The organism is Candidatus Izemoplasma sp. (assembly GCF_982632705.1).
In genome coordinates this window covers 1-5,297 of sequence record NZ_CEXEES010000085.1, presented here as the reverse complement: position 1 = coordinate 5,297, position 5,297 = coordinate 1, and the positions used below count along the sequence as shown (strand labels likewise).

Genomic DNA, 5,297 nt, shown 5'->3' with positions numbered 1-5,297 from the left:
AGCTCCATTAAGTGGAGAATCTGTTGCATTATTCTATAACAAAACATTATTAAACGAACTTAACGGTTCACCTGATGCTGAAGGTACTTGGGAAGAAATTATTGCTAACGCAATGATTCACAACACAGTTGGAGATGAAACAACTGATGCATTCTCATACTTCAGATTAGACGTTGGTAATGCTTACGATATGCATTTCGCTGGAACTGCATTTGGATTCGATTTATTTGGTGAAAACCACTTAGATAAAACTATGGCAAACTTAGACTCTGTAGAAATGGTTAATGCATTAACTTGGTTAAATGAAGACTTACGTCCTGCATTAAACAACTACAACAGTTCTACTTTAGATGGTGAATCTAACCGTACTGCATTTGAAAACGGTGAATTACCTTATATCATTGATGGTCCTTGGTCTATTTCTAGATACAAAGAAGCATCAGTTGATGAAGATGATAACGTATTATTCGAATGGGGAGTTACAAAGATTCCTACAATCGGTGGAGTTCAACCAGTTACTTTCAGTGGTGTACAAATAGCTGCTGTTTATAAAGGAACTAACGAAGCTACTGCTGCATTTACATTCGTTGAATTTATGACAAGTGATGAAGGATTAGCAATTATGTATGCTGCTACTAATAAATTACCTGCATTAAAAGACGTATCAACAGTTGCTGGTGTTGCTGCTGATGAATACTTAAGCGGAATTTCTGCTCAATTAGCATTCAGTCATCCAATGCCAATTATCCCTGAAATGGGTAACTTCTGGAGTAATGCTGGAACTATGTACTCAAGTGCATGGAACGGTACTGCAACTCCTCAAGAAGCTGCAGACACAGCACAAGAAGGATTCGATTCTCAAGTTGGTCTAGGAAGTTAATTAAAATAACTGTAAAAGGCCATGTTAATTCATGGCCTTTTCATTATTGTAAAACCGGTTACACATATATAACGAGGTGATTAGATGAGTAAGATAAAGATTATTGCTTTAATCAAGGCAATATTAAGTTCTCTTGTATGGGGACTAGGACAATTATTTAATAGACAATGGATCAAAGCTCTTATGTTCTTCCTTGTTTTCTTAACGCTAATAGGTATTGAACTTAATACTGGAAATTATGGAAAAGAATATGACTTTTTTAATGATAAATTAGCTGGTGAAGAAGCTGAGGAAGAGTTTGCAAATGGTTTAATTATAGACTATTACTTTAATACAGAAGGAAACCCTTATTATTCTGCTAGTGTAAAGAATTATGATGATTTAACATTCTTACATATGGTGGCAGAAGAAAATGGTGCACTTTTCAATGAAACAACCATGAGATTTACAACAAGTGATGGAACTCAATTTACAGATCAAGAAGTTCAACAATTAACGTTGAGTGTTCAAAGATTGTACGAGTTTATTGGTAATGAGTTACGTCTTGTTGAAGAACAAGGTAATAGTGTTGCACAATTAGAAATTGATGCAACGGCAGCTGCTGATGCAGCTATCCTTTCTCAAACCAATGATGATATTTTAACAATTGCGACGAATGTGTCAAGAGCGGAAGATGATTATCCTGAACAACTATCTTCAACAATCGAAGCTTTAGCGGCTGAAGATATAATTGAACAATCGTATAGTGGTACATTGGAAGACTATATCGATACTTATATAAATGAGTTAACATTAGAAGCAGAAGGTATTATCTTTAATGTAACGTATTTAGAAATATACGATGATTACTTTGCTGTTGAATATGATTCAAATGAGTTGTTGTATCATAATGATGCATATAACGCATATTATGTAGAAGGTTATGGAGAAATTATTAAGTCAAATAGTGATCTTGTAGATTCATTTGATGACTATATCTATAATAAATTCATTGCCAATCAATTCAAGAATTCTGATGGGTATCTAATGAACAATGAAGATGCGAATAAAATGTTACTTCGTATCTACTTTGAATATAGACCTGAAGAATATACTACTTTATTAGATGAGTTAAACAATCCATTCTTTGAGAATGGTGGAATATTTGTTAAAGGTGTTTGGGGAGTTGTTACTTTAGGTAGTGTTCCACAAACTTCATTGGTAAGACAAGAAGTACTTGGGTTCTTATTACCAAATGATGGATCAAAAGCTTTAAATGCAACGTTTATGGAGATTCATGGTCATAACTCAACACAGTTATTACTAGAAGGTATCATAACAAGTATTGCGATGTTCTATCTAGCTTTAATATTTATTTGGAATATACTAGATGCATACAAAACAAGTATTAAAACATCCTTGACTAAACAGCGTCAAGGTGAGAAGAAATATTTTAAAGATTTATATGAGAATTTCTTTGAGTATATAGTATTAATGCCAGCATTATTACTAGTATCATTTATTAGTGTAATGCCAATATTCTTTGGATTAGCAGTTGCGTTTACAAACTTCGCTGCGATTCCAGGTAATACTCATATTCCTCCAGGACAGTTAATAGACTGGGTTGGATTTGAGAACTTTAAAACAGTATTTAATTTAACTACGGGAAGTTCAATTGACTTTGCCGGACAGTTCTGGAGTGTGTTCAGTTGGACATTAATCTGGGCTGTAGCTGCGACGTTTACTTGTTTCTTTGGTGGATTTATACAAGCGGTTATTCTAAGTAATAAGCGTGTAGTATTTAGAAAATTCTGGCGTAGTGTTCTTATATTACCTTGGGCAGTACCTGCGTTAATCTCTCAAATGATTTTCCGTGTAATGTTCAATGATATAGGGTTTGTGAATAACACCCTAAAAGATATAGGAGTCGTCAAATTCTTTAGAGAATTAAGTATCTTCGGATTTGATGGATTCATTGGACCTAGTCATATTGAAGCAATGGATATGAATGCGTTCCAACGATTCTTCTATATGGGAGAAGATACATTCCAGTGGTTATCAAATGCTGCTAACCCATGGTTTGTAAGAGTATTCATTATTATCTTAAATGTTTGGCTTGGATTCCCATTCTTTATGGCTTTAATGAGTGGTGTAATGACAAGTATTGATAAATCATTATATGAGGCTGCTTCAATTGATGGTGCAACAGGTTACCAACAATTCAAGTTCATTACTATGCCTCTAGTATTATTCGCAACAAGTCCATTACTAGTAATGACATTTAGTGGGAACTTCAATAACTTCGGAGTTATCTACTTCATCACTGGAGGTGGCCCCGGTGGGGGAGACGTCACCACGGCTTACGCCGGCTCCACTGATATCCTTATTAGTTGGATCTACAAGTTAACAACGGATACCTCAATTAGATGGTATAACATGGCTAGTGTATTCAGTATCTTAATCTTTATCATTATTGGTAGTTTAAGTGCATGGAACTTCACTAGAACCAGAGCATTTAAGGAGGGTGATTAATAATGTTTAGTTTATTCTTATTAGTATACGTTTTAATTGCAGCCTTATTTGTACAACAACAGTTAACAGTAATGATTGCTAAGTTTAAGGGGATCGAAGATCCGAAATTATACTTGAAATCATTGATTCCAGTATATGGTTACTTCCATTACAAGAATCAAGAAGAAATGAAAGAGATAGAAGGATTATTTGATTCTTCAGTAATCATTAGATCTATTATTAGAAACTTAGTTTTAGTGTTCTTCCCACTATTTACTATATATCTTTATATTGTTGGATTTGCACCTGGAGGTTCTGTAGTTGCAAAAGCAGTGGCACTGTACTTAACATTAGTGTTACTGTTCACCCAACAATCATTAACAGTTAGTATAGCTGAGAAGAAAGGTCTTGGACCTATTAAGGCTGGATTTATTGGTTTAATACCAATTTATGGTTTCATACATTATATATATGTTACTCCGGTAAGAGAACCTTCTAGAACAGCGATTCCGATGATTCTAAAAACAAAAAATGTCATGGGAACAATGTTCATTTACATGGAAATGATTTTACTATCTGCGATTGTAATATTACCAATATTATACGTTGTAGGTACTTCATTAAATCCAAATTCAGGTATCTTAAACACAATTTGGCCTGATGAACCATCATTCCAAGCATTTAGATTCTTATTTACTGAAAAAACAACGATCAATGGTAAAGACTATATTCTATTCCCACTATGGTACTGGAATACACTTAAAGTAGCATTCTTCACAATGATTGGTGCTGTGTTATTCGTAACTGGTACTGCATATGTATTTGCACGTTACAACTTCAAAGGGAAAAAAGCAGGATTACTTACAATATTAGTTCTTCAAATGTTCCCATCATTCTTATCATTAATCGCAATATTCGTACTATTCAGCAGCTTAGGATGGACGAATAATCCAAATGCATTGATTGTAATATATGTTTCTGGAGGGATACCATTTAACATTTGGTTGATCAAAGGATTCTTACAAAATATTCCAAAAGAACTTGATGAGTCTGCGAAGATAGATGGAGCAAATAAACTTCAAATATTCTTCAAAATCATCTTACCATTATCAGTTCCAATCATTAGTTTCGTAGCTGTAACATCGTTTATGGCACCATGGATGGATTACATCCTTCCATCGTTCTTAATAATTGATCAAGATAAATGGACTTTAGCTGTTGGTATCTTCGACTGGATTAATAATCCAAGTAATATCAATTATCCAGCCTTTGCGGCTGCTGCGTTAATCGTTGCAGTTCCAATTACAGTGCTGTATATTGTATTCCAACGTTACTTAATTGAAGGAATTACTGCAGGAGCAAACAAAGGTTAAAAAAAGAGGCACTCATTGAGTGCCTTTTTATTTTTGATAAATTTTCATTCCAGACTTGTTCTGCATTGTTTTTGTAAGCTTGAAATCCGCCTTCTATTTTGCTCGCTTTTAAGTTTTCTTTAGCATTTTTAATTGAAACAAATGATACTGCTATCCTATATTGAACTTCATCATTTTTATTAGTATCGAATGTAAAAAAGGCTCCTGAGTTTTTTCCAAAGCCATATTTAGAATCCTTTAATAAAGCATTGCCAATCCATGTTCCATTATTTGATGATGCGCTATCAAATTCCACTGCAAAATAAATACGGTAAGGTGTTTTAGTTCCACAAAATTCTCCGCCATCAGCAAACCCTTCACAGCTTTTATTTGATGTGATTTTAATCATCGCATTATCAACAAATGTTGAGCTGATTCCTGCTCCTATCAATACCGATCCTTCATCTGTATTTTTATCAAATGTGAATCGTGCTATTCCTGAGCGTTTACTTACGGTTAAATCTGCCCTGGTTTTGTCTTTCATTTCAACAGACAAAAAACCAGCATGAGCTCTA

Annotated in this window: 3 protein-coding genes and 1 pseudogene; 3 read left to right on the top strand and 1 reads right to left on the bottom strand. The window is 34.1% G+C overall.

The window, feature by feature from the left end; all coding sequences use genetic code 11:
* The 3 genes from AC2LE6_RS08470 to AC2LE6_RS08460 all read left to right on the top strand — a co-directional run.
* Positions 1–880, top strand: an 880-nt coding sequence (locus AC2LE6_RS08470; RefSeq protein ID WP_484478822.1) for an extracellular solute-binding protein, incomplete at its 5' end; no start/stop codon positions are given.
* A gap of 84 nt (positions 881–964) precedes the next feature.
* The gene (locus AC2LE6_RS08465; RefSeq protein ID WP_484478821.1) at positions 965–3,391 is read left to right on the top strand and encodes a carbohydrate ABC transporter permease; all 2,427 of its coding nucleotides are present in this window, start codon (positions 965–967) and stop codon (positions 3,389–3,391) included.
* A gap of 2 nt (positions 3,392–3,393) precedes the next feature.
* Complete coding sequence (locus AC2LE6_RS08460; protein WP_484478820.1) at positions 3,394–4,743, top strand: sugar ABC transporter permease; 1,350 nt, start codon at positions 3,394–3,396, stop codon at positions 4,741–4,743.
* Here AC2LE6_RS08460 and AC2LE6_RS08455 read toward each other — a convergent pair.
* A pseudogene (locus tag AC2LE6_RS08455) lies at positions 4,718–5,297 on the bottom strand (GH92 family glycosyl hydrolase); the annotation flags it as partial. The gene AC2LE6_RS08460 and the pseudogene AC2LE6_RS08455 sit on opposite strands and share 26 nt — an antisense overlap.

Coding starts and splice junctions, on each gene's coding strand:
- AC2LE6_RS08465 (WP_484478821.1), top strand. CDS start 965: ATGAGTAAGATAAAGATTATTGCTTTAATCAAGGCAATATTAAGTTCT.
- AC2LE6_RS08460 (WP_484478820.1), top strand. CDS start 3,394: ATGTTTAGTTTATTCTTATTAGTATACGTTTTAATTGCAGCCTTATTT.